The organism is Enterococcus sp. AZ040, from assembly GCF_050499185.1.
Lineage (GTDB): Bacteria > Bacillota > Bacilli > Lactobacillales > Enterococcaceae > Enterococcus_D > Enterococcus_D entomosocium.
The window spans coordinates 2008620-2030797 of record NZ_JBMHEW010000001.1 but is presented as its reverse complement, the minus strand read 5'-3'; the positions used below and the strand labels follow the sequence as shown (position 1 = coordinate 2030797).

Here is a 22178-nt window from a genome sequence, read left to right as displayed (position 1 = left end):
AGGAGATGATGGACCAGCAAGTTTCGTCTGCCATCCTTTCCTGATCTTCTTTTTTGCAGGAGGATATGATGAGAAAAAGAACAAAAGTTTTGATTGGTGTATTGGTCACCGTTGTTATTTTAACTATTGCCGGTTGGATCGGTTGGCAACAACTACACTACCCAGCAGTTGATGCTGCAGTCACAGCTGCGAAAGAGGCAGAAGATGAGGGGAATGTCCTTTATTTTGCTGGAGATGAAGAAAAGCCATTGGTCATTTTCTATCCCGGCGCCCTTGTCGATGCGGAAAGCTATAGTGTATGGGCAGCAGGTTTAGCGGAAAAAGGCTATCCTGTCGCGATCGTTAAAATGCCCTTTAACATGGCTGTTTTATCAGGCAATCGTGCAGAAGAGGTCTTGAAAGAAATTCCCCATAACTCCTATGTCATTGGTGGTCATTCATTAGGTGGGGTAATGGCGAGCCGTTTTGCAGCGAATCAATTGGCTGCAAACGACAAGGATTTAAAAGGGGTCTTTTTCTTCGCAAGCTATCCCGATGAAAAAGGGTCTTTGGCTGATCAGTCGATTTCTGTGCTATCGTTGACAGGGAGTCAAGATCAGGTGGTCAATCAAGAAAATTGGCAAGCTGCCCGCAGCTTCCTTCCAGAATCTACCACGTTCCAAACGATCGAAGGCGGCAATCATGCTGGCTTTGGTACCTATGGGTTACAAAAAGGAGAAGCCGCTGCTGATTTATCAAATGAAGCACAGCAAAAAGCCATCGTTGAGCAGATGGCTGCGTGGCTAAGTGAATTAGAGTAAAAAAAGACGGCAGAAGATGCATAGAAATGCTTCTTTCTGCCGTTTCGATTCAACAGACATTTTGGGGAAATGTTGATGAAATCGTGAAAACGCTGAACATAACAACATATTGTACTTGATTGGGGAAGCAAGATTAATAATTATGTTCTTTTAAAATACGTTTCCTCTCACAGTATAGCATAGCATACCTTCTGGATGCACGTAATTTAATTAAGAAATTCTGTCATTTTTTTTACGAAACAGTTATTTTGAGAAAGAAAAAAAGCGTTTTAAATAAACGAACGGACGCTGTTCCAGAAAAAAAAGCAAATAATAATTTTCATTAAATTCAACTAATGGTAAAATGAAAATAATTGATTTTTAAGATCAATGACTTACGAAAGTACAAGGAGCGTTATGATGAAAAAATTTAAACTTCTAAGTCCTATTATCGGATTGGTTATTTTACTCTCAGGATGTGCAAGCTGGGCAGATAGAGGAGAATCGATCACCGCAGTCGGTTCCTCTGCTTTGCAGCCGCTAGTAGAAACAGTTGCAGAAGAATTTCAAAACTCAAATCCAGGTCGGTTCATCAATGTCCAAGGAGGCGGAAGCGGAACTGGACTAAGTCAAGTCCAAGCCGGTGCAGTCGATATCGGAAATTCTGATTTGTTTGCGGAAGAAAAGCCAGGAATCGATGCTGATGCCCTTGTTGATCATCGGGTGGCAACGGTGGGAATCACACCAATCGTTAACAAAGGAGTTGGTATCACAGACATTTCCACAGAAGATCTAAAAAATATCTTCTTAGGAAAGATCACCAATTGGAGCGAAGTCGGTGGAAATGATCTGCCAATCGTTTTATTGAACCGGGCGACAGGTAGTGGTACGAGAAGCACATTTGAAAAATGGATCATGGATGGCGAAACCGCTATTCCTTCTCAAGAGCAAGATTCTAGTGGGATGGTACGCTCGATCGTTTCTGATACACCAGGGGCTATTAGCTACGTTGCATTTTCTTATGTGACTGATGAAGTCAATGTCCTTTCAATTGATGGCGTTGAACCTACGATTGAAAATGTGACGACGAATGATTGGAAAGTTTGGGCGTATGAGCATATGTATACAAAAGGAGAACCAACCGGATTAACTGCTGAGTTTTTAGAATATATGCTTTCTGACGAAGTCCAAGAGCATATCGTTGGGGATCTAGGCTATATTCCAATTTCCATCATGCAGGTGGAAAGAGACTGGGAAGGCAATATTGTTGAATAATCTTTACACAAAATTTACACAAGCTTTAACAGAAATTGATGTTGAACCGATAAACTAATGGTTATGAGTTTAGTTTGATTTTTGAGGAGGAACCCTCGTGGAAAATGTAAAAGAAGTGTTAACAAAAAAATCTAAGCGCGCAAGAATGGAACAAAGAGGAAAACTAATCAGTTTTCTTTGTATCGCGTTGATTGTTTTGGTTGTGATCTCCATTTTTTATTTCGTTGCTAGCCGAGGATTAGCGACATTCTTTGTAGACAAAGTCAATGTGTTTGACTTTTTGTTTGGTACCCAATGGAATCCGAGTGCTGTGGGACCTGATGGACAACCGTTAGTTGGTGCCTTGCCGATGATTCTAGGATCGTTCTTCGTAACGTTCTTATCAGCGATCGTGGCAACACCTTTTGCCATCGGTGCAGCCGTCTTTATGGTAGAAATCTCACCTCGTAATGGAGAGAAGATCTTGCAGCCGGTCATCGAACTTTTAGTCGGTATCCCTTCAGTTGTTTATGGATTCATCGGTTTGTCTGTCGTTGTACCAGCAGTCCGCTCCGTTTTTGGCGGTACTGGTTTTGGGATCTTGGCAGGGACGTTTGTCCTGTTTATCATGATCTTACCGACAGTGACTACGATGACTGTCGACGCTTTGCGGGCAGTTCCACGGCATTATCGTGAAGCTTCGTTAGCTTTAGGTGCGACTCGCTGGCAAACGATTTACAAAGTTGTTTTACGAGCAGCTGTTCCTGGTATTTTAACAGCGGTTGTTTTTGGAATGGCGCGGGCGTTTGGTGAAGCATTGGCGATTCAAATGGTTATTGGTAATGCGGCATTGATGCCAACTAGCTTAGTGACACCAGCTTCAACATTGACTTCTATCCTAACGATGGGTATCGGAAATACGATCATGGGGACAGTCCAAAATAATGTTTTATGGTCATTAGCCTTGATCTTGTTATTGATGTCCTTACTATTTAACATTGTTATTCGCTTTATTGGGAAGAAAGGAGCCTTGAAATAATGAATGCAAAACGTTCAGATAAAATTGCTACCGGCGTCTTGTATGCCGTTGCTGGAATCATTGTTTTGATTTTGGCTTCCTTATTACTGTACATTTTGGTTCGGGGGGTTCCTCACATTAGCTGGGAATTTCTGACCTCTTCTTCAAAAGCGTATCAAGAAGGCGGCGGGATCGGCATCCAATTGTTCAATTCCCTTTACTTGCTTTTAGTAACAATGATCATTAGCTTCCCGATTTCTTTAGGAGCGGGGATCTACTTATCAGAGTATGCAAAGAAAAACTGGTTAACGGATATCATTCGGACATCGATCGAGATTTTGAGCTCACTGCCTTCAGTGGTTGTCGGTCTCTTTGGTTTCTTAGTCTTTGTTATTCAGTTTGGTTATGGCTTTTCAATTATTTCTGGTGCCTTGGCATTGACCTTCTTCAATTTGCCACTATTGACGAGAAATGTAGAAGAATCACTTCAAGCAATTCATTACACGCAACGTGAAGCAGGCTTGTCTCTTGGTTTGTCACGTTGGGAAACGGTCACACGCATCATTGTTCCAGAAGCAACACCAGGGATTTTGACTGGGGTCATTCTAAGTTCTGGTCGGATTTTTGGTGAAGCGGCAGCGCTGATCTATACTGCAGGACAAAGTGCACCGGCCCTTGATTTTACAAACTGGAATCCATTGAGTGTTTCCAGCCCGATCGGTCTTTTCCGACAAGCGGAGACGCTGGCAGTCCATATTTGGAAAATCAATACAGAGGGCACGATGCCTGATGGCGCACAAGTTTCAGCTGGAGCTTCGGCAGTATTGATCATTGCCGTCTTGCTATTTAACTTTGGCGCCCGTGCAGCTGGCAAACGGTTGTACAAGAAAATGACGTCAGCATAAGGAGAATGACAGTATGAACGATTACAATTGGGATGATCGAAATATCATTACCTTCGATAAACCAGAAGATGTGGCGCTTTATACCACTGACTTGCATGTATGGTATGGATCAAATGAAGCCATCAAAGGCATTGATCTACAATTTGAAAAGAATAAAATCACCGCATTGATCGGTCCCTCTGGTTGCGGAAAATCAACGTATCTGCGTTCCTTGAATCGAATGAATGACGGAATCGCAAATACGAGAGTCACAGGAAACATCATGTACAAAGGGGTCGACGTGAACACGAAAGAAGTCGATGTCTTCGAAATGCGTAAGCGGATCGGCATGGTTTTCCAACGACCAAACCCTTTCAGTAAATCGATCTATGACAACATCGCCTTTGCTTTGCGACGTCATGGAGAAAGAAACAAAAAGAAATTGGATGAAGCAGTCGAAACCAGCTTGAAACAAGCCGCACTTTGGGATCAAGTAAAGGACAGCTTAGACAAAAGTGCTTTGGCATTGTCCGGTGGACAGCAGCAACGTCTGTGTATCGCTCGAGCAATTGCGATGAAACCAGATATTTTGCTTCTAGATGAACCAGCTAGTGCCCTTGACCCCATCTCAACCGGGACAGTGGAAGAAACTCTTATCAACTTGAAAAACGACTATTCAATCATCATCGTGACCCACAACATGCAGCAAGCTGCTCGGATCAGCGATTATACCGCCTTTTTCTACTTAGGAAATGCGATCGAGTACGATGAGACCCGTAAGATATTTACTCGTCCAAAAATTAAAGCAACAGAAGATTACGTATCCGGTCATTTTGGCTGAGCCGATTCGATCAGTAAACGGAGGCAAAACAATGGCAGAAGAAATTATTACATCGAAAGATCTGCATTTATACTACGGAAAAAAAGAAGCATTAAAAGGAATCGACCTTTCCATCAAAAAAGGCGAGATCACTGCGATGATCGGTCCTTCAGGTTGTGGGAAATCGACCTACTTGCGTTCTCTTAATCGAATGAATGATTTGATCCCTGGTGTGACAATTACAGGAAGTGTTGTCTATAAAGGGAAAGACATTTATAGTCCGAAGCAAGACATCGTTGATTTGCGTAAAGAAATCGGGATGGTTTTTCAGCAACCGAATCCATTTCCCTTTTCAATTTACGAAAATGTGATTTATGGGTTAAAATTAAAAGGAGTCACGGACAAGGCGATTCTTGATAAGACGGTAGAGGAAAGCTTGAAAGCAGCGTCTGTCTGGGAAGATGTCAAAGATAAGCTTCACCAAAGTGCGCTATCTTTATCCGGTGGACAACAGCAGCGGGTATGCATCGCTCGGGTATTGGCTGTCGATCCAGAAATCATTTTGCTGGATGAACCAACCAGTGCGTTAGACCCAATTTCATCTGGGAAAATCGAGAATACCCTTTTGGCACTGAAAGAACGCTATACCATGATCATCGTGACTCACAACATGTCACAAGCTTCAAGAATCTCAGATAAAACCGCGTTCTTTTTGGACGGCAACTTGATCGAGTTTAATGACACGAAAAAAGTGTTCCTAAGTCCAAGCAAAAAAGAAACAGAAGATTATATCTCAGGAAGATTTGGTTAGGAGGAAAAGGGATGTTGCGTACACAGTTTGAAGAAGAATTATTAAATCTACACAATCAATTTTATGAGATGGGGATGCTAGTCAGCAGCGCGATCCACAAATCCGTACGAGCATATGTCAGACATGATAAAGCAATTGCTCAAGAAGTGATTGAAAATGATTTGGCGATCAACAATATGGAAGTTCGTTTGGAGAAAAAGAGCTTTGAAATGATTGCTTTGCAACAACCAGTAACCACCGATCTACGAATGATCATTACTGTAATGAAAGCCAGCTCTGACTTGGAACGAATGGGAGACCATGCAGTATCGATCGCGAAGTCAACGATTCGGGTCAAAGGTGAAACACGGATCGCCGAAATCGAAAAAGAAATTTCTGATATGTCGGATTATGTGAAGAAAATGGTCGATAATGTTTTAGTTGCCTATGTAAAAACTGACCAAGAAGATGCCCGTATGATTGCCCAAATGGATGATCGGGTCAATGAGTATTACAAAGACATCTATTACAAAACGATCGAGAGTATGAAAGAAAATCCGGAAACCGTTGTTAGTGGAACCGATTATTTATCTGTTGCACAGTACTTAGAACGTATCGGTGACTACGTAACGAATATTTGTGAATGGATCGTGTATCTTGCTACTGGGAAAATCAGTGAATTGAATACAAACCGTACGGAAATGATTTAAGAAACCAGCTTAGGTTCTTGATCACTTATCTCTTTTAAAAGAGATGGGACAGACCGCCGAAAGAAGTTGACCTTTAAGGAGTAACTTCTCTCGGCGGTCTTTTTGATTTGGAAGAATCACTGAAATAGATGACGTGAACAAGATAGACAAATTATAAAATGGCTTCCCTAAAGATGGACAATGGAAATCGATTCTATCGTAACCGAATTTTTCAAGTTGAACCTTCTGCTCTTTTCATCCCCGACCCGCAGTGAAATGAACAATAGATCATTTACTCTAGCAGGCCTATTCCTCAAGGCTGCTATTAGCTGAAACTTTTGTTTCCAATGGTTTTTCGTGGTACTGTTAAGATAAGGAAGATCGTTTTGTGCCTAAAGTAATGAAGAAAAGTGCCGGTTCTGCTTGCCAATCTGCAGATTGAGAAAAACTTGGTACTTAAGACCTATGACACTTTTGCAAAAACAAGGCATAATAGGTTCGTAAGCTAAACTTGCAATCACACATTTGCTGAAGGAGGCAATTTCCATGAACGAAAGAGAACGTATATTGGATCTAGTAAAAAAAGGTGTGCTTTCTACAGAAGAAGCCTTAGATTTACTAGAAGGTATGGCAAAAGCCAAAGACGAAAAACAAATTAACAAAGCTGCTGCTGAGGTAACCGCGGATAAGAATGCGACAAGCCCATTTGATGATACTGAAAATGACGATGAGATGTTCACGTTTGACGGCGAAGAAAAACTTCGTCAAAACGAAGCGCAAGACAAAGAAAATCTTGAAAAGATTCTTGATGGCTTAGCAACGGAAGCCAACCAAGCATCTGCTGAGTTGGACGAAATCAATGCTGAAATTCTTGGCGTCAAAGAAGAATTAAAAGAAGCGCAAGAAACTCTGATGCAATTGAATACCAAAGAAGAATTGGATCAATTGTCAGAAGAGGAATTGGCAACACGTCATGAAACAGAAGCGACCATTACTGGCTTAGAAGAAACGTTAGATGGCTTAACCGAAGAAAAAGCAGAATTGGAAGCAAAACTAAAAAATATTCGCAAAGACCAATGGTCTCAAACGAAAGAGAAAATCTCTCAAAAATTAGATATTCCAGAAGATTGGAAAGAGCAAGCGACCGATACTATCAATCAAGTAAGTGAAAAAATGGTCGATGCCAGCACCCACTTCGGACACTTCTTGAAGAAAACGGTTCGAGCAGTAACGGATTCTGTTAACGACAACATGGAATGGAAAGATATCAACTTGAAAGTTCCCGGTGTTGCAGCGACGAAATTTGAACACACATTCAGCTATGACGAAACGGCAGCGACATTGATCGATGTGAAGTTAGCCAACGGCAATGTTTCCTTCCAATTATGGGATGAACCAGGTGTCAAAGTAGATGCCAAAATCAAACTATATGGTAAAATGGATGCGGCGGAGCCTTTCGATGCTTTTGAAGCAAGAAGCCAAATCAATGTCGATGATGAACGCATCTCCTTCCAAATTCCAAACAAACGCATTCGTGCCGATCTGGTTTTCTATTTACCAAAACGTACCTATGATCATGTAGCAGTAAAACTATTGAACGGAAATGTTACATTCAATGAATTGGATGCAAAAGATGTTTATACAAAATCAACAAATGGCAATATCGATTTCCGCAAAGTAAACGCATCGATGTTAGAGATTGAAGGCGTGAATGGAACGATCACTGTTCAAGAGGGTGAGATTTTAGATGCCATCATCGAAACAGTGAATGGCGACGTGACGTTGACAGCCACACCACAAAACACCGGTATTTCTTTAGTAAACGGCAATATCCGTGTGACCTACAAAGAAGAAACGGTCCAAAAATTAAACGCCAGCTCTGTAAATGGCAATGTTAAAGTAGCATTACCTGCAGGGATCGGTTTTGAAGGGATCGCCAAAACAAGTTTAGGTAGCATTAACAATCGCTTAAGTGAGATGGAAGTTGTACGGGAGAAAAAAGAACGCCTAAACCAACTATTGCAATTCCGTCGGGTTGCCGATAAAGTCGCACAAATCGATCTATCCACAACAACAGGAAATGTCTTTATCAAAGATACAGATAAATAAGAATAGTTGAGTATACACTCATTAAAGAAAAGAAGGAAGGTGTAGATAAATGAACAAAAAATTAACAAAATCAGCCAATAACGTTGTCATTACAGGGACTCTAGGGGGTCTGGCAGAATACTTGCGAATCGATCCAACTATCGTTCGCGTGATCTATGTCTTTCTATCTTTAGTGACTGCTGGGTTCCCTGGAATCACTTTATATATCATCATGGCGGTCTTGATTCCTTCAGGACGCAAGAGCTCCTCAGGATATGGTCATGACAATCGATATTACAAACAAAACAAATACAATGAAGCAAATCGTCCCCGTAAAGAAGCGGAAAAGGTAGAGGATGAGGACTGGAGTGACTTCTAGTGTCTTATTTTCAACGGCTTATCATGAATACACTGACGTTTGTCACATTGGCGGTTCTATTACCAAATATGATCCACGTTCAAAGCATTATGACTGCAGTGATCGCCAGTTTTGTACTGTCGATCCTGAATGCTTTGATTAAACCAATTCTGATCGTCATTTCATTTCCATTGACTTTACTGACGCTTGGGTTTTTCACCTTTGTGATCAATGCGCTCATGCTGAATTTGACTTCGTATTTTGTTGGGTCAGCCAACTTCGGCTTTTCCTCGTTTGGGGCTGCTTTATTAGTGGCACTGATCATGTCAGTGATCAATATGATCGTGACCGAACACCATATCGAAAAATATTCACGTTAAAAAGACGTTTCACGTTTTCTCCTACTAGCTACGAAGCTAGTGGAGAAACGGAAACGTCTTTTTTTAGTTTAACTGTTCTTCTTTGATGGCTGACAGATACGTATCTACTGCCTGTAAGGTTTCATCAAGCGCTCCTTTTTCAAAAGGTGAACGTAGATGAGCCAGAGCCAGGATCTCAAGAAATGTTTTCGTGCCGCCGACTTCGCAAATGGCCAAATAATCTTGCCAAGCGGTTTCGTCTTTTGCCACGATGAATCGATACCAAAATTGGAACGCACACACTTGTGCCAATGTGTAATCGATATAGTAGAAAGGTGATTCAAAAATATGCCCCTGTCTGAACCAATACAAGCCACGATCAAGGTCTGGATACTCTGAATAATCCCGTTCTGGACAGTATTGGCGCTCTAATTCCCGCCAACGGGCTTTGCGCTGTGATGGTGTCCATTCAGGATGCTCATAAACGTCTTGTTGGAAGTGATCTACTAAAACGCCATAAGGCAGAAATTGCAGGCTGCTAGCAAGATGCGCAAATTTGTATTTTTCTGTTTCTTCTCCAAAAAAGGCGTCCATCCATGGCCAAGCGATAAACTCCATCGACATTGAATGGATCTCGCAAGATTCATAATTTGGAAACAAAATTTCTGGTTCTTTGATCCAACGAGAGCGAAAGGCTTGAAAGGCGTGGCCAGCTTCGTGGGTCAAAACATCGACATCGCCCGAAGTACCGTTAAAGTTGGCAAAGATAAATGGCGATTGATATTCTTGGATAAAGGTACAGTAGCCGCCAGATTGTTTGCCTTTTTTGCTGAGGAGATCAAGCAAGTCATGTTCGACCATAAAGTCAAAAAATTCGCCAGTTTCAGGGGATAGTTCCTGATACATCACACGGGCTTTTTCCACTAGTTCTTCAGGTGTTCCTTTAGGCTCTGCGTTGCCACTAGGATAAACAAGTGGCAAGTCGGTAAAAGTTGCTTGTGCCAATTGATTACGCTGTGCCTGTCTTTGGTACAGTTTTTGGGTGATTGGGACGACTTTTTCTAAAATTTCACGACGATAGGTCTCAATCATTGAACGATCATAGTCCCAACGATTCATTTGGGTATCCGCAAAGGCGACGTAATTTTCAAAGCCGAGCTTGTGGGCGATCTCGGTACGAACCTTGACCATCTCGTCATAAATTTGATCAAAACGGTCTTCATTTTCCGTGAAGAAAGCCGTTTGCTTTTCAAACGCTTCTTTACGAACGCTGCGATCTTTATTTTCGGTAAATGGTCGCAGTTGTGCGAGGGTATAGGTTTCTCCTTGGAAGTCGATTTGGGCAGAAGCGACCAATTTGCTGTAATCGGAAGCCAATTGGTTTTCTTTTTGAAACAATTCGATCAAGGCATCATCAAAAAGCTTCACGCGGCTTTCGGCAAACAAGAAAAGTGTTTCTGGATATTCGGCTTTTAATTCATCTAAGACCGGTGAAGCCAAGAGTGCTTGATAGAATTGAAAATCCAGAGCTTCAAAATGAGGCTGGTATTCATTCCAGAAAGTGTCTTCTGTTTCATAAAAGGCATCGTTGGTATCGATCGAATAACGGATCGAAGCCAAGTTCATTGCGGTATCGATCGTTCCTCTTAGTTCGTTCAAAGCATCAAGAGCTTGCTTCGCCTCCGAGAAGGTATCGGCTGACTGAAGGTTTGCTAATGCTTTTTTGAATGTTTCTTGATAGACTGGAAAATCAGGGCGTTGATACGTGTATGCTGAAAATTTCATTAAAAATCCCTCCTTAGTAAAATAATAACACAAACGAAAAAGAATGAGGACTTCTATTGGCGAAGGTAGTAACTTTACTGATAGAATGATAAAATAGAACCAGAGTGTCGTTTACAAGAAGCAGCGGCAAGAATCATTGAGAAAAGAGGGAAAACCTATGGCAGAAACCGTCAAAGTCAGCGAGCTGGCGGAGGCTTTAAATTTAGAGATAGTTGAAGGAACTGAAAACAGTTTAGAAAGAGAAATCATTACCGGCGATATTTCCCGACCTGGTTTGGAATTGACGGGTTATTTTAATTACTATTCCCATGATCGTCTGCAATTATTCGGCAGCAAAGAGATCACCTTTGCGGAACGAATGATGCCAGAAGAACGCTTGATGGTGATGCGCAAAATGTGTGCCGATGATACACCGGGATTTATTGTTTCTCGCGGCTTGGAAGTACCAGCAGAAATGATTCAAGCCTGCAAAGAACATGAGATTACGATTCTACGTTCGCCCATCTCAACGTCACGTCTGCAAGGAGAGCTTTCTAGTTTTCTCGATGGGCGTTTAGCAACAAGAACCAGTGTCCATGGGGTATTAGTGGATGTCTATGGCTTGGGCGTTTTGATCCAAGGCGATAGCGGAATTGGTAAAAGCGAAACAGCATTAGAGTTGATCAAACGTGGGCATCGGTTGATCGCTGACGACCGTGTGGATGTGTATAAGCAAGATGAATTGACTTTGGTGGGGGAACCGCCGAAAATCTTGCAACACTTGATCGAGATCCGGGGAATCGGGATCATCGATGTCATGAATCTTTTTGGTGCCAGTGCCGTACGAGGGTATATGCAGGTTCAAGTAGCGGTGTATTTAGAAGCTTGGGCGAAAGACAAAAAGTATGATCGACTAGGAACCGATGATACGACGGTTGAAATTGGTGGCGTTGATGTACCACAAATCAAAATCCCCGTAAAAACTGGTCGAAATGTTGCGATCATTATCGAAGTTGCTGCCATGAATTTCCGGGCGAAAACGATGGGTTATGATGCTACGAAGACCTTTGAAAATCGATTGACGCAATTGATCGAAGAAAATTCTGGAAACTAGAGAGGATAAGATAGATGTTAGGTTTAGTAAATCGAGTCGCATTTGAACTATTTGGTTTGCCGATTTATTGGTATGCGATCATTATCGTATCAGGCGTGATCATTGCTATGTGGTTAAGCACGAGAGAGGCGGTTCGTGTCGGGCTCAAGCCAGATGATGTGACTGATTTTATGTTGATTGGATTGCCAGTATCGATCATTGGTGCACGGCTTTATTATATTCTATTTGACTTGCAATACTATATTGATGACCCAAGTCAAATTTTCAATATTCGGTCTGGTGGGATCGCTATCTATGGTGCATTGATCGCCGGGGGGATTTGGCTGTACTTTTTCTGCCAACGAAATTTTATTTCTCCCTGGACCTTTTTAGATATCGCCGCACCAAGTGTCCTATTGGCACAAGGCATCGGGCGTTGGGGCAACTTTATGAACCATGAAGCATTTGGAGCAGAAGTCAGCCGCTCCTTCTTAGAAAGTTTGTATATACCGAAATTTATTATCGATAATATGTATATCGACGAAGCGTATCGGCAGCCGACGTTTCTTTATGAATCGGTTTGGAATGTGATCGGATTTATCGTTTTGATTTTCTTGCGCAAGAAAACTGGGTTATTAAAAGAAGGCGAAGTTTTCTTGAGCTACTTAATTTGGTATGGGTTCGGACGCTTCTTTATTGAAGGAATGCGCACCGATAGTTTATACTTATTTGGGGATATCCGTGTGTCACAAGCACTTTCCGCCTTATTATTCTTTGGAGCGATTGGGCTATTGATCTGGCGTCGGAAAAACCAAACTTTAAAAGACTACAATCGCAGCTTTGGCAAAAACCAAACGATTATCTAAACAGTTATTTTATCGAAATTATGGTAAAATGATAAAGTGCATGAATTTGCGAAAAGGATAGAGGAGGTTTCCATAGTGAAACAGAAAATCGCCGTTTTAGGTCCCGGATCATGGGGGACTGCTTTGGCACAAGTCTTGTCTGAAAACGGACATGAAGTGACTATTTGGGGCAACAATCCCGCCCAAATCGATGAAATCAATACGTATCATACCAATCGGCATTATTTGCCTGATTTGAAATTACCTGAAAATATTTTAGGCTGCAAAAATCTAGAAGAGGCGATCCAAGGGGCAGATGCTGTCTTGTTTGTAGTACCAACCAAAGCGATTCGTGCCGTGGCACAAGAATTCACTAAGAAGACAACCGGTAAACCAGTCATCATCCATGCCTCAAAAGGATTAGAACAAGGCAGTCATAAACGAATCTCAGAAGTACTTGCCGAAGAGATCCCAGCCGATAAACGGCAAGAAATCGTTGTCCTGTCAGGACCATCACATGCCGAAGAAGTCGCTGTCCATGATATTACCACGATCACGGCAGCTTCAGAAAATGAATCGGCTGCTAAATATGTACAAGAGCTATTTATGAATGATTACTTTAGAATCTACACCAATAACGATGTGATCGGTGTCGAAACTGGCGCCGCGCTGAAAAACATCATCGCTATTGGTGCCGGAGCGATTGCTGGACTGGGCTTTGGGGATGATGCGAAGGCTGCGATCATGACCCGTGGGTTAGCAGAAATCAGTCGTCTCGGTGTGGCAATGGGTGCAAATCCATTAACCTTTATCGGATTGAGTGGTGTTGGCGATTTGATCGTCACGTGTACCAGTGTCCATTCGCGGAATTGGCGTGCCGGAAACCTATTAGGAAAAGGCCATAGCTTAGACGAAGTGTTAGACAATATGGGCATGATCGTTGAAGGAGTTTCAACCACCAAAGCTGCCCGCGAATTAGCAGAAGCTTTGTCAGTGGAAATGCCAATCACAGAAACGATTTATTCGGTCTTGTATGAAGGCAAAGACATCAAGCAAGCAGCTAAAGATATTATGCTGCGAGACGGCAAAGAAGAAAACGAATTTACGGTAGATCAATCATTATGATTAAAGGAGCGAGTCACATGAATGTCAAAAAAGCAGTTATCCCAGCAGCCGGTCTAGGTACCCGATTTTTACCAGCTACAAAGGCAATGGCAAAGGAAATGTTGCCGATCGTTGACAAACCAACGATCCAATTTATCGTGGAAGAAGCTTTACAATCAGGGATCGAAGATATTTTGATCGTAACAGGAAAAGCAAAGCGTCCGATCGAAGACCATTTCGATGCCAATTTAGAATTAGAGATGAATCTAAAAGAAAAAGGCAAGACAGAGCTTTTGAAATTAGTGGAAGAAACAACTGACGTAAATCTGCATTTCATTCGCCAATCTCATCCGAAAGGATTAGGCCATGCCGTATTACAGGCGCGGGCATTTGTCGGAAATGAACCGTTTGTAGTCATGCTAGGTGATGACTTGATGGAAGATCAAGTGCCATTGACGAAACAGCTGATCGATAATTATGAAAAAACGCATGCATCAACGATCGCTGTCATGGATGTTCCTCATGAAGATACATCAAAATACGGAATCATTGATCCTGGTATGGAAGTTGAAAAAGGCTTGTTCAATGTCAAAAACTTTGTTGAAAAACCAGCGCCAGAAAATGCGCCAAGTGATTTAGCAATTATTGGTCGCTACTTGCTGACCCCTGAAATTTTTGATATTTTAGCCAATCAGGAACCTGGTGCTGGCGGCGAGATCCAATTGACGGATGCCATCGACACATTAAACAAAACCCAACGCGTGTTTGCTCATCAATTTACCGGCAAGCGTTACGATGTAGGAGACAAATTTGGTTTCTTAAAAACAAGTATTGAGTATGGTTTAGTACACCCTGAAGTCAAGGACAACTTGAAAGAGTATTTGATCGAGTTAGGAAAAGAACTAGCTCCGGCTCAAAAAGAAGTCAAAGAAGCACCGAAAGAGTCAAAAAAATAACAAAAACTCCTAAACAAGGCAATTTCTGATGAAATTGCTTTGTTTTTTTATTATTTCCTGTTGAAAGCGGATAATTTTCTTAAAAATGCAGTCTTTTATTTGTAGAAAGTGCAGTGAAATGCTATTCTTAATATAAGTAAATGGGGAAAGGAGCCATTCTATGTCAGGAGGAGAACTAGCTGCATTGATTGCTGCGATCGCATTTGTCGTATTGGTCATTTTCGTCGTTCGTTTGTTGATGCAAGTCAGCAAGACAATGACCAAAGTAGACAAAACGGTCGAAGAAGCAAACACAACCATCCGTGTCATTACCAAAGACGTTGATATTCTTTCAAAAGAGGTTGAAGGTCTTTTGGTAAAAACGAATGAGCTTTTACAAGATGTGAACGGAAAAGTCGCAACCATCGATCCTTTGTTCACAGCAGTTGCAGATCTAAGTACCAGTGTTTCAGAACTAAATGTTTCTGGAAAAAATTTAATTACGCGCGTGGGTAGTCTTGGCCGGACCACTGCCAAAGCAACGGTAGCTGGAAAAGTCGGTCAAACAGCCATGAAATTTTTCAAAGACAAAAATAACCAAAAATAAAAGGAGGACTTTCAATGAGTAAAAAAGGCGGATTTTTATTAGGAGCAATCATCGGAGGAACAGCGGCAGCAGCAGCAGCACTTTTGTTGGCGCCAGAATCTGGTAAAACATTAAGAAATAAATTAGCAAAACAAGCAGACGATTTATTAGATAAAGCATCTGATTATGGTGATTTAGCCAAAGAAAGAAGTACGGATCTTGTCGATATCGCTAAAGATAAAGCAGCAAAATTAAGCGAGCAAGCATCTGACTTTACCGGTTCTTTAACAGCGAAAGTCGATGACTTAAAAGAAACAGCAGCTGGTTCATCAGAAGAAACCGTTGAAGAGTTAAAGAAACAAGCAGGTGATCTATCAGAACGCTTCAAAAAATCAGCAAGCGATGTGAAAGAAACAGCGAAAGATGCCAAAGAAGATGCAGATGATACAGTCCAAGATATCATCATTGATGCAAAATCTTCTGCAGCGGATATGAAACAAACCGTCAAAGAAGGGGCACAAGAAGCAAAACCTGTAGTTGAAGAAGCCAAAAAAGACGGTCAAGCAGCCGCAGCTGATTTGAAAAAAGAAGCTGGAAAAGCAGCGGATGATGCCAAAAAAACAGCGAAAGCAGAAACAAAAGAAGCTAAAGCTGACTTGGAAGATGCAAAAGAAGAATTAAAAGATACATTAGAAAAAAGCAATCCTGAAGCATAAGCAAGGATACAAAATTTGATTACTTTAAAAGATAAAAACGTTCGCCAGTTAAATCGGCGAACGTTTTTCGTGACTTCAGTAGCTATTCGTTTGATGCTTGGGTGATTTCCCAATCGCAAAGTTGATAGATCCAATCCCGCAGTTGACTGAATGGAAACCCAATTCCCTCAGCGAGAGCAACATTGATCGAATAAACAGGTGTACCATTGTAAGGGCCTTGATCACCTGTTTCTGAAAAGAGAGGGGAAAGACCGGTTTTTTCCGTTACGTATTGCAGCACTTCTTCTAAAGAAATCGTGCCTTTTGACGCACCGTTGATGGGTCCTGTGAAAGAGCTGGTACCTAAAAACGCTAAAAATTGGCCAGCTTCTTCAGCATCGACAAAGCCCATTTGATGCGTTAGATTATCGACAGCCATTGGCTTTTGCTTTATCAGATGGTCGATGTAAAAGGCAAAACGTTTTGTATAATCATCTGCACCGATCACGTAAGGAAAGCGGACAAAAACGGACGGAATCTGACTGTAGTTTTGGGTAAGAATCTCTTCAACGGTTCGTTTGCCTTCAGCATAATTGACTTCCTCAGAGCAAACAATTTTGACCGCTTCTTTGGCAGGATCAAAATCCGCTTCTTTCAAATCGAAGTGCAGTTCATGATAGGCAGACATCGAACTAGTGACAATGTAGCGTTTGGGTGTTACATGACGCAACAGAATCTCAATATCATTTGAAGTATAAGCAATATTGTCGTAAATAACATCATAGGTTTCTTGTGTCAACGTCGTTTTGATACTTTGTTCATCCGTGCGATCAAAGACAAGTCGGTTGACTTGATCCCCAAAAGAATCAGTCGTCTTCCCTCTGGTAGCGATCGTGACATCACAGCCCTGATCCACTAAAGATTGGACCAAATATTTACCGAAAAAACGCGTGCCGCCTAAAACTAACACTTTTTTACTCATAAGAACACTCCTTTTCATGTAATTACAACATATTGCGCCGTTTCATTAAAAGAATCAAGATAAAATCAACAATTCTTTTTTTGTTTTGGTAAATGGTACACAGCCATCTGCAGTGACATAGATGCAATCTTCAATACGAACACCGACTTGATCTGGCAAATAAATCCCTGGTTCGATAGAGAAGCACATGCCTTCTTCAATCACTAAATCATTGCCAGTGATCAAAGAGGGGAACTCATGAACCGTGGTCCCGATGCCATGACCTAAACGATGGTTGAAGTAGTCGCCATAGCCATAACCCGTAATCACATCACGAGCGATCTTGTCTAATTCTCCAGCGGTGATCCCAGGTTTGACCGCTGCTTGAGCCGCTAGTTCTGCTTCAAGAACGATGTCATAAATTTTTCTTTGTAATGCAGTCGGTTCTTTATAGGCAACCGTTCTGGTTGCATCGCTGCAATACCCTTTCCAGATGACTCCTAAATCAAATAAGACGAGTTCATTAGCAGTCACTTTGCGATCCCCAGGTACGCCATGAGGACTTGCTGCATTGGCACCAGCTAATATGGTCGTATCGAAGGACATATGGGAAACCCCACGTTTTTTCAACTCGTACTCAATTTCTGCTACGATTTCCATTTCGCTAACGCCTTCTTTGATGGCAGCAAACCCAACCTCAAAAGCAACATCTGCCCAGTTGCCAGCTTCTAGTAAGGTGTCAATCTCAGACGCGGTTTTTGTTAATTGCATTTTTTGAATCACCGGGGTCACATCTAAAGAAAAATCGGTTTTTGGCAAGAACCGTTTCAATGCTTCATAGCGCTCGACGGAAAGGTCATTTTTTTCTAATGCCAAGGAAGAAACCTCGTAACGAGAGGTCAATTCTTGGCAGATTTTCGCCCAAGGGTCTTCACTATCGAGATAACCGATAATGTCAAAGGGCCAGCCGCTATTTTTTGCTTCTTCTACTTCCAGAGCTGGTGTGAAAAGAAAGGGATCTTTTCCAGGTGCGACGAACAAAGCAAGGACCCGTTCATGAGGTTCACTTTTAAAACCGGAAAAATAAGCGATCGTTGCTGGATTAGAAATATAGGCAACATCGGCGCCATTGGTTTTCAACCAGGCATTTAACTCATTGATTTTTTTATCATTCATTTGATAAAACCTTCTTTCAAGTATTCTTTTTCTATTTTATCATGCTTTCGAAGAGAATAGGGGAGGGGAAAGTAGGAAATTGCTAAGTTTTCATGAAAACAAAATTAAAACGGTTGCAAATCCAGAAAAAATTTGCTATCCTAACAAAGAAATGTAAATAAGATTTTCTGAAAATAGAATAAGGGAGATATATCATGGAAAAACAAACAATTACGATTTATGATGTTGCACGGGAAGCGAATGTATCGATGGCAACTGTTTCACGGGTAGTCAACGGAAATCCAAATGTAAAACCAGCAACTCGTAAGAAAGTGCTGGAAGTGATCGACCGCTTGGATTATCGTCCAAACGCAGTTGCTCGAGGGTTGGCAAGTAAAAAGACCACAACTGTTGGTGTTATCATTCCTGATGTCAGCAATATGTTCTTCTCATCACTTGCTCGTGGGATCGATGATGTAGCGACCATGTATAAATACAATATCATCTTAGCCAACTCTGATGGCGATACGATGAAAGAAGTCAACGTATTGAACAACTTGTTAGCAAAACAAGTAGACGGCGTTATCTTCATGGGTCATCGCATCACGGATGAAATTCGCGGGGAATTCTCTCGCTCAAAAACTCCAGTCGTTTTAGCTGGTTCGATCGATCCTGATGAACAAGTAGGAAGTGTCAATATCGATTACACAGCAGCTGCCAAAGATGCTGTTTCGTTATTGGCGAAAAACAATCAAAAAATCGCTTTTGTCAGCGGTGCTTTGATCGATCCAATCAATGGCCAAAACCGCTTGAAAGGCTATAAAGAAGCCTTGAAAGAAAACAACCTTGACTATTCTGAAGGGTTGATCTTTGAATCACCATACAGCTTTAAAGAAGGCTTAGCATTAGTTGATCGCATCATCAACAGTGGTGCAACAGCAGCTTATGTTACAGACGATGAGTTAGCGATCGGCGTCTTAGATGGTTTGTTAGACAAAGGCGTTAAAGTTCCTGAGGATTTCGAGATCATCACCAGCAACAACTCATTATTGGCTGAAGCAGCTCGTCCACGCTTATCAAGTGTGACGCAACCATTGTATGATATGGGTGCCGTTGCGATGCGTCTATTAACTAAAATGATGAACAAAGAAGATGTAGAACAAAAAACGATCGTCTTGCCTTACGGTATTTCAGAAAAAAGCTCTACGAAATAAGTAGCGATTTAATAAAAAGACTAGTGGAGCAACGCTTTGCTGTTCCACTTTTTGCTTCAACGATCGTTCGTGTGGGTAGAAAATCTATGGATTTTCTACCCACACTTTTTTTGTATAAAAAAACTGATCAGCACAAGGCTGATCAGTCATCATCATCATTTGTATTAGGTTGGTTATTTTCTTGCTCGTCCTCGTCGTCATCATTTGCAGTAGGTGTAACATTGTTGGATGCGTTATTCGATGATGTATTCGACGAACGATTTGTTGAACGGCTAGAAGATGCTTTTTTCCAATAGTCAGCATAGTTTGCATCTGAACCACCGAGTCCAAATTTGAAATCGACCGTATCTGGTCCGCCAGTTGCCCAATAAGAAGTAACGGTACTACTTGGATTCGTATAGGTTCGATTATCGACTCGCACGGTTCCGCCTGGTTGGGTACCAGTAAACTTGGAAACTTGAGCTTTTTTGACATCACTAGAAAGTTCAAACTTCTGATTTACACCAAAGACTTCTTGGTTTGTTTGATAGATACGATTGATCAAGTAAGCCATGTAATTGGCTGTCCGAGTTCCTGCTGCACTATCGGTAGCTTTATTGTCATCCCGCCCTGACCAGCTGCTGATGGTGATCGATGGGGTGGAAACGACTAGCCAAGAGTCAGACCAATTATTGGTAGACCCAGTTTTACCGACCCAATCGGCATTCCCGAGGTTCCAATCTAATCCGCTGATAACCGATTTAAAGGAACTGGTTTTTTGCTCATCGATAACACTACGCATCATGTCGGTCATGATGGACGCTGTCGCTTCAGAAAAGACTTGGACCGGTTTGGCTTCATGCTGATAAAGCACTTCGCCTTCATTATCCTTGATTGATTCGATGATGTAGCCTTGCTGATAGACACCGTTATTGGCAAATGTTTGGAAGCCATTTGTTTGATTCAACACTGTGACATCGGTAACCCCTAATGGCGCTGATTCATATGCCCAGCTGTTATCTTCAGGATAGCCCATTTTGCTCAAATAATTTGAATAGGCATAAAAATGATCGCCTTCTTTTTCCCACAGATCTTGGAAAATATTTGTCGCTGCGATATTACTGGAAACCTCCAAAGATTCACGAATCGACATGAAGGTATTGGTTCCACGGTTTGTGGCATTGACGATCGGCTCACCGGCGTTTTCTCCTGTCCGCCACTTTGCGGCATAATCAGAAACCATTGATTCAGAGCCCATCAAGCCACTTTCGATCGCCGGTCCGTAAACCAGCATTGGTTTGATACTTGAACCTGCTTGGCGTTTGGCATCAAAGGCATGGTTGAATTGATTGTCAGCATAGTTACGACCGCCAATAAAGCCTAATACTTTCCCGGTGGCATTGTCCATCATGACATTGCCGACTTCGATGGTGGAGTCGCCCCAGTTGTCTAACATATAGCCGTATTTATCGACGGCATCTTGCATCGCATTATAAATATCTTTATCGATCGTTGATGTGACGGTATAGCCACCATTAACTAGTTTTTGCTGCGCCAATTCGAAGTATTTTTGGTAGGTTTCGTCTTTGGCATATTCTTCGTCACTGACATCATCTTCATCTGCCAGCTGTTTGGCAATAATGTCTTTTGCTTCATTTAACACTGTGTAATAAAGGAAGCTTTGATCCGTTTGTTCAATGGCTTCTTGTTTTTTGAAGTCTTGCTTCAAGTCATAATTAAGCGCCTCTTCGTATTCTTCTTTCGTAATATCGTGGTTACGATACATACTGAAGAGCACGAAGTCTTTCCGCTCTAAGCCAGCGGTCAAGTTTTCCTTGATCTCGCCCGTATTTGTATAAGGGCTGTAGACGATCGGGCTTTGTGGCAGACCCGCAATAAAGGCTGCTTGCGGTAAAGACAGGTCAGCTGCGTTAACGCCAAAAATTCCTTGCGCCGCTTCTTGCACACCTGCGATATTTTGCCCTTTATTGTTCCGGCCGAAAGGGGAGATGTTTAGATACATGGTGACGATCTCATCTTTATCGAAAAATTTCTCCACTTCCATGGCTAATAAAATCTCATTGGCTTTGCGTTTGAAGGTCGTTTCACTGGAAAGGATTTGTTGTTTCACCAGCTGCTGGGTCAAAGTGGAACCCCCGCTGCCGCCAAAGCCTGTCGCTTCGGATAATAATGCCCGCACGACTGCTTTTGGTACGACGCCATTATGAATATTAAAATATTCGTCCTCTGTTGCGATGATCGCTTTTTTCAAGTAGTCTGAAATTTGATCGGAATTAACCGACGTTCGCATCAGATCTGAGCGAATCGTTGCGATTTTACTGCCATCAGCGTATGCGAGTTGAGAAGTCTCTGTGATGTCGGTCAGTTCTTTCTGCAACTCATCTTTAGAAGGAGCTGCGGTATCTTCCACAAGAAAAGCAAAGTAGCCGGCACCGATCCCTAAAGCTAAAGAACCGCCTAGCACCAGTAAAGAAATAGCCACTAAGAACAAGGCATGTAAAACCCTAAGACTGATATTGAAATAGAACCAGCCTCTATTTTTGTTTTCTGTATTCTTTTGATTTTTCGTTTTCTGGGACAAAAAGAGTCACCTCAATAAATTAGAATAGATTCCGTGTAATTATAGCAAAAAACAAGGCGCTTGGGTAGCACCCTATCTGTTATCGAAAGAAGTGTGCGAGAAAATGCCAGTTGGTATTTGTATTGAACCAGCGATAATAAGGGAAAACGAACTGATTTGCCTAAAAGTTTCTTTTTTGGTAAAGGACTTTGAGAGAAAGACTTTTC

21 protein-coding genes are annotated in these 22178 nt (G+C 41.8%); 17 read left to right on the top strand and 4 right to left on the bottom strand.

Annotation, left to right across the window (positions count from 1 at the left end; translation table 11 throughout):
• Window positions 1–68 precede the first annotated feature (68 nt).
• The 10 genes from IGK63_RS09395 (at window position 69) to IGK63_RS09350 (ending at window position 9060) form a co-directional block, all read left to right on the top strand.
• The gene (locus tag IGK63_RS09395) at window positions 69–800 is read left to right on the top strand and encodes an alpha/beta hydrolase (RefSeq protein WP_008378480.1); all 732 of its coding nucleotides are present in this window, start codon (window positions 69–71) and stop codon (window positions 798–800) included.
• A 399-nt stretch (window positions 801–1199) separates the two neighbouring features.
• Window positions 1200–2054: a phosphate ABC transporter substrate-binding protein PstS gene (locus IGK63_RS09390; RefSeq protein ID WP_008378479.1), complete on the top strand. Its 855-nt coding sequence runs from the start codon at window positions 1200–1202 to the stop codon at window positions 2052–2054.
• Between the two features lie 97 nt (window positions 2055–2151).
• The gene (gene pstC / locus IGK63_RS09385; protein ID WP_005235375.1) at window positions 2152–3072 is read left to right on the top strand and encodes a phosphate ABC transporter permease subunit PstC; all 921 of its coding nucleotides are present in this window, start codon (window positions 2152–2154) and stop codon (window positions 3070–3072) included.
• On the top strand, window positions 3072–3956 hold the full coding sequence (pstA, locus tag IGK63_RS09380; RefSeq protein ID WP_008378478.1) for a phosphate ABC transporter permease PstA: 885 nt from the start codon (window positions 3072–3074) through the stop codon (window positions 3954–3956). Before pstC ends, pstA begins: the two co-directional genes overlap by 1 nt.
• 13 nt (window positions 3957–3969) lie before the next feature.
• Window positions 3970–4776 (top strand): phosphate ABC transporter ATP-binding protein PstB, encoded by an 807-nt coding sequence (gene pstB / locus IGK63_RS09375; protein ID WP_005225783.1) that lies wholly within the window; start codon window positions 3970–3972, stop codon window positions 4774–4776.
• A gap of 31 nt (window positions 4777–4807) precedes the next feature.
• Window positions 4808–5566, top strand: coding sequence for a phosphate ABC transporter ATP-binding protein PstB (gene pstB / locus IGK63_RS09370; protein ID WP_005235379.1), 759 nt, complete (start codon window positions 4808–4810; stop codon window positions 5564–5566).
• Window positions 5567–5577: 11 nt separating this feature from the next.
• Window positions 5578–6255: a phosphate signaling complex protein PhoU gene (phoU, locus tag IGK63_RS09365; protein WP_008378477.1), complete on the top strand. Its 678-nt coding sequence runs from the start codon at window positions 5578–5580 to the stop codon at window positions 6253–6255.
• Between the two features lie 525 nt (window positions 6256–6780).
• Window positions 6781–8343: a daptomycin-sensing surface protein LiaX gene (gene liaX, locus IGK63_RS09360; RefSeq protein WP_016612240.1), complete on the top strand. Its 1563-nt coding sequence runs from the start codon at window positions 6781–6783 to the stop codon at window positions 8341–8343.
• 49 nt (window positions 8344–8392) lie between these two features.
• Window positions 8393–8701: a PspC domain-containing protein gene (locus IGK63_RS09355; protein ID WP_016612239.1), complete on the top strand. Its 309-nt coding sequence runs from the start codon at window positions 8393–8395 to the stop codon at window positions 8699–8701.
• Window positions 8701–9060, top strand: a complete 360-nt coding sequence (locus IGK63_RS09350) for a phage holin family protein (RefSeq protein ID WP_005225788.1) — start codon at window positions 8701–8703, stop codon at window positions 9058–9060. The genes IGK63_RS09355 and IGK63_RS09350 overlap by 1 nt, the downstream gene beginning before the upstream one ends.
• Before the next feature lie 63 nt (window positions 9061–9123).
• On the opposite strand, the gene IGK63_RS09345 is transcribed toward IGK63_RS09350, so the two are convergent.
• A complete protein-coding gene (locus tag IGK63_RS09345; protein ID WP_008378475.1) occupies window positions 9124–10824 on the bottom strand; it encodes a M3 family oligoendopeptidase in 1701 nt (566 codons plus the stop codon).
• A gap of 157 nt (window positions 10825–10981) precedes the next feature.
• Between IGK63_RS09345 and hprK the strand changes: the two genes are divergently transcribed.
• The 6 genes from hprK (at window position 10982) to IGK63_RS09315 (ending at window position 16082) form a co-directional block, all read left to right on the top strand.
• A complete protein-coding gene (gene hprK, locus IGK63_RS09340; protein WP_005235388.1) occupies window positions 10982–11917 on the top strand; it encodes an HPr(Ser) kinase/phosphatase in 936 nt (311 codons plus the stop codon).
• A gap of 14 nt (window positions 11918–11931) precedes the next feature.
• Window positions 11932–12762 carry a prolipoprotein diacylglyceryl transferase gene (gene lgt / locus IGK63_RS09335; RefSeq protein ID WP_005235390.1) on the top strand — a complete coding sequence of 277 codons (831 nt, stop codon included), beginning with the start codon at window positions 11932–11934 and terminating at the stop codon, window positions 12760–12762.
• A 75-nt stretch (window positions 12763–12837) separates the two neighbouring features.
• Entirely contained in the window at window positions 12838–13866 is a 1029-nt protein-coding gene (locus IGK63_RS09330; protein WP_008378474.1) for an NAD(P)H-dependent glycerol-3-phosphate dehydrogenase, read from the top strand.
• Between the two features lie 17 nt (window positions 13867–13883).
• The gene (gene galU / locus IGK63_RS09325) at window positions 13884–14801 is read left to right on the top strand and encodes a UTP--glucose-1-phosphate uridylyltransferase GalU (RefSeq protein WP_008378473.1); all 918 of its coding nucleotides are present in this window, start codon (window positions 13884–13886) and stop codon (window positions 14799–14801) included.
• Between the two features lie 160 nt (window positions 14802–14961).
• A complete protein-coding gene (locus tag IGK63_RS09320; protein ID WP_005235398.1) occupies window positions 14962–15387 on the top strand; it encodes a DUF948 domain-containing protein in 426 nt (141 codons plus the stop codon).
• A 14-nt stretch (window positions 15388–15401) separates the two neighbouring features.
• Entirely contained in the window at window positions 15402–16082 is a 681-nt protein-coding gene (locus IGK63_RS09315; protein WP_016612238.1) for a YtxH domain-containing protein, read from the top strand.
• An 82-nt stretch (window positions 16083–16164) separates the two neighbouring features.
• On the opposite strand, the gene IGK63_RS09310 is transcribed toward IGK63_RS09315, so the two are convergent.
• Window positions 16165–17043 (bottom strand): NAD-dependent epimerase/dehydratase family protein, encoded by an 879-nt coding sequence (locus tag IGK63_RS09310; protein WP_034872569.1) that lies wholly within the window; start codon window positions 17041–17043, stop codon window positions 16165–16167.
• Between the two features lie 54 nt (window positions 17044–17097).
• Window positions 17098–18198, bottom strand: a complete 1101-nt coding sequence (locus tag IGK63_RS09305) for a M24 family metallopeptidase (protein ID WP_016612236.1) — start codon at window positions 18196–18198, stop codon at window positions 17098–17100.
• A 194-nt stretch (window positions 18199–18392) separates the two neighbouring features.
• Between IGK63_RS09305 and ccpA the strand changes: the two genes are divergently transcribed.
• Window positions 18393–19391: a catabolite control protein A gene (ccpA, locus tag IGK63_RS09300; protein WP_008378470.1), complete on the top strand. Its 999-nt coding sequence runs from the start codon at window positions 18393–18395 to the stop codon at window positions 19389–19391.
• Window positions 19392–19533: 142 nt separating this feature from the next.
• Here ccpA and IGK63_RS09295 read toward each other — a convergent pair whose 3' ends face one another.
• The gene (locus IGK63_RS09295; RefSeq protein WP_016612234.1) at window positions 19534–21972 is read right to left on the bottom strand and encodes a transglycosylase domain-containing protein; all 2439 of its coding nucleotides are present in this window, start codon (window positions 21970–21972) and stop codon (window positions 19534–19536) included.
• Window positions 21973–22178: the final 206 nt, after the last annotated feature.

What these genes read in the sequence shown, in the direction of transcription:
- IGK63_RS09320 (WP_005235398.1), top strand. Translation starts at nt 14,962, where the DNA reads ATGTCAGGAGGAGAACTAGCTGCATTGATTGCTGCGATCGCATTTGTC.
- pstA (WP_008378478.1), top strand. Translation starts at nt 3,072, where the DNA reads ATGAATGCAAAACGTTCAGATAAAATTGCTACCGGCGTCTTGTATGCC.
- pstB (WP_005235379.1), top strand. Translation starts at nt 4,808, where the DNA reads ATGGCAGAAGAAATTATTACATCGAAAGATCTGCATTTATACTACGGA.
- IGK63_RS09305 (WP_016612236.1), bottom strand. Translation starts at nt 18,198, where the DNA reads ATGAATGATAAAAAAATCAATGAGTTAAATGCCTGGTTGAAAACCAAT.
- phoU (WP_008378477.1), top strand. Translation starts at nt 5,578, where the DNA reads ATGTTGCGTACACAGTTTGAAGAAGAATTATTAAATCTACACAATCAA.
- lgt (WP_005235390.1), top strand. Translation starts at nt 11,932, where the DNA reads ATGTTAGGTTTAGTAAATCGAGTCGCATTTGAACTATTTGGTTTGCCG.
- pstB (WP_005225783.1), top strand. Translation starts at nt 3,970, where the DNA reads ATGAACGATTACAATTGGGATGATCGAAATATCATTACCTTCGATAAA.
- IGK63_RS09355 (WP_016612239.1), top strand. Translation starts at nt 8,393, where the DNA reads ATGAACAAAAAATTAACAAAATCAGCCAATAACGTTGTCATTACAGGG.
- IGK63_RS09310 (WP_034872569.1), bottom strand. Translation starts at nt 17,043, where the DNA reads ATGAGTAAAAAAGTGTTAGTTTTAGGCGGCACGCGTTTTTTCGGTAAA.
- IGK63_RS09345 (WP_008378475.1), bottom strand. Translation starts at nt 10,824, where the DNA reads ATGAAATTTTCAGCATACACGTATCAACGCCCTGATTTTCCAGTCTAT.
- IGK63_RS09315 (WP_016612238.1), top strand. Translation starts at nt 15,402, where the DNA reads ATGAGTAAAAAAGGCGGATTTTTATTAGGAGCAATCATCGGAGGAACA.
- liaX (WP_016612240.1), top strand. Translation starts at nt 6,781, where the DNA reads ATGAACGAAAGAGAACGTATATTGGATCTAGTAAAAAAAGGTGTGCTT.
- IGK63_RS09395 (WP_008378480.1), top strand. Translation starts at nt 69, where the DNA reads ATGAGAAAAAGAACAAAAGTTTTGATTGGTGTATTGGTCACCGTTGTT.
- IGK63_RS09390 (WP_008378479.1), top strand. Translation starts at nt 1,200, where the DNA reads ATGAAAAAATTTAAACTTCTAAGTCCTATTATCGGATTGGTTATTTTA.
- ccpA (WP_008378470.1), top strand. Translation starts at nt 18,393, where the DNA reads ATGGAAAAACAAACAATTACGATTTATGATGTTGCACGGGAAGCGAAT.
- hprK (WP_005235388.1), top strand. Translation starts at nt 10,982, where the DNA reads ATGGCAGAAACCGTCAAAGTCAGCGAGCTGGCGGAGGCTTTAAATTTA.
- galU (WP_008378473.1), top strand. Translation starts at nt 13,884, where the DNA reads ATGAATGTCAAAAAAGCAGTTATCCCAGCAGCCGGTCTAGGTACCCGA.